The following is a 1,451-nucleotide window of genomic DNA, read 5'->3' as shown; positions in this document are numbered from 1 at the left end:
AGAAAATATATTAGAAGAAAAGCGTGTGGTAGTTGAACACCGTACCCGGTGACGAGTACTATGATGAACAGATAGAAAGGGTTACCATGAGCGTGTTTGACCGATTTGAGAAGAGCGTGGAAGGTGCAATGAACGGCGTCTTCGCAAAATTCGGCTCCAAAGATTTGCAGCCAGTCGATTTTTCGAGTGCTTTGGAACGTGAAATTGACGCTGAAGCCATGCCTATTGGCAGAGATCACACAGTTGCTCCAAATGAGTATCGTTTTAAGCTGAGTACGCCTGATTTTGATCATATTGAACAATGGGGCAGTGAAGCATTAGCTAATGAGCTTGCAGATAATCTTACTCAATATGCTAAGAGTCAGCATTATGCTTTCGTAGGACCTGTAGTTGTTATTTTTGAAGAGGATTTGGAATTAACTAAAGGTAATTTCCATTTGACATCTGAATCTGTTCAGGGTAATGCTGTTCCTGTTACCACAGACGATCAGCAACAGAATCATCCTATGCTTGAAATTAATGGTAACCAGTACCTGCTTACAAAGGATCGTACTATTTTAGGACGTGGGTCTGGTTGCGATATTGTAATAGATGATCCAGGTATTTCTCGTCATCATCTTGGTATTGATATAACTCCTGACGGTGTTATTGCTCGTGATCTTGGATCTACTAATGGTACATATGTAGAAGGTCATCAGGTTCCTGCAGCAACATTGGTTGATGGCAACACTATTACTATTGGTCGTACGCGTATTCTTTATTGGGCATCGTCTCAAGACCAGGAGTAGTAAGTATTTCCGAGCTAGGAGACGATAACGCGCATGATGTTCACTGAATTAACGTTTGCAATACTTAAGTATGGCTTTCTAGTCTTACTCTGGATTTTTGTATGGTGCGCTATCCGTTCGCTTCGCTGCGATATTGAAGTATTTAGTCCTAAAAAATCTCGTTTTTGGAAGAAAAGTTCTCGTCGTAATTCTCGTGAAGCAAAGTTTTCACAAGTCATGCAAGTGCGTGAGACGCCAGTATTTACCAAAGCAGAAAATCAAGAAAATACATCCGGTTCTCCAACTTTGTTAGTTGTTATTGATGGACCTTTGGCAGGATCTTCATTCCCATTGAACGCTGCTGGTGTGACTCTTGGTCGTGCTGCTTCTAATACGGTCGTCTTAAACGATGAATTTGTATCTTCACACCATGCTCGTGTTTATTTTAATCAATCAGTTAATTCTTGGGTTCTTGAAGATTTAGGCAGCACAAATGGAACCATGATTGGTCATAATCGTGTTACTGAGCCTGTTATATTAGCTCCGCGTACTTCTGTGCGAATCGGCGCAACAATGTTTGAATTGAGGTAACAAATGAAACAAATCAATTCAAATAACGAAGAAGAAATTCAGACCGCAGTTACTGGGCAAATAGAAAAAATATCATCTATAACAGATAAAAAT

The 1,451-nt window shown here is 40.2% G+C and carries 2 protein-coding genes; both read left to right on the top strand.

Annotation, left to right across the window (positions count from 1 at the left end):
* The first annotated feature begins 86 nt into the window (after window positions 1–86).
* Window positions 87–788, top strand: a complete 702-nt coding sequence (locus A5294_RS06340) for a DUF3662 and FHA domain-containing protein (RefSeq protein WP_004119721.1) — start codon at window positions 87–89, stop codon at window positions 786–788.
* Window positions 789–821: 33 nt separating this feature from the next.
* Window positions 822–1,358: an FHA domain-containing protein gene (locus A5294_RS06335; protein ID WP_004119723.1), complete on the top strand. Its 537-nt coding sequence runs from the start codon at window positions 822–824 to the stop codon at window positions 1,356–1,358.
* The last annotated feature ends 93 nt before the right edge of the window (window positions 1,359–1,451 follow it).

The sequence above is a fragment of the Gardnerella sp. 30-4 genome (assembly GCF_001641215.1).
GTDB lineage: Bacteria > Actinomycetota > Actinomycetes > Actinomycetales > Bifidobacteriaceae > Bifidobacterium > Bifidobacterium leopoldii.
This window is presented reverse-complemented; position numbering and strand designations above follow the sequence as displayed.

What these genes read in the sequence shown, in the direction of transcription:
- A5294_RS06340 (WP_004119721.1), top strand. Translation starts at nt 87, where the DNA reads ATGAGCGTGTTTGACCGATTTGAGAAGAGCGTGGAAGGTGCAATGAAC.
- A5294_RS06335 (WP_004119723.1), top strand. Translation starts at nt 822, where the DNA reads ATGATGTTCACTGAATTAACGTTTGCAATACTTAAGTATGGCTTTCTA.